This is a genomic window from Treponema sp. R6D11 (assembly GCF_054786075.1).
On the sequence record NZ_BDHD01001113.1, the window covers coordinates 1 to 384 of the forward strand.

Sequence of the window (384 nt, forward strand, 5' to 3'; positions counted from 1 at the left end):
ACAGCGTTTCCGTCTTTTGACGGAGGTCGAGGAATTGAAATTGCCCCCCCCCCCCCTGCAATGTTGGGGATTTTTTCATTTCATGTTCTAAAATTTTTCCCCCCTCTCGAATAAAAGGCCCCATCGATGTTTTCCCATAAAATTCCTTTTTGGTTCTTTCCATTTTTTTTTTTTTCCTTTTTTTAAGGTTTAAATCCGTCATACTTCCCGCCCCGGCGGCGGTGGGACCCCTTGGGTGTCTTGCGTTTTCTTTTTTTTTTTTTGGGCGCCCATCCAATGCGGTTTTTTTTTTTTTTTTAAACTTATTTTTTTTAATTTTCCCCCCCCCCCTTTTTTTTTTCCCCGCCATTATGTACGTTAAAGCTGCGATTCTATCCGGCATTA

1 protein-coding gene is annotated in these 384 nt (G+C 41.7%); it reads right to left on the minus strand.

All coding sequences use genetic code 11. The annotated features are described in order from the left end of the window. A partial coding sequence (locus ACYVTD_RS17710) for a hypothetical protein (protein WP_461248935.1) occupies positions 1 to 202 on the minus strand: 202 nt, incomplete at its 3' end. Positions 203 to 384 lie beyond the last annotated feature (182 nt).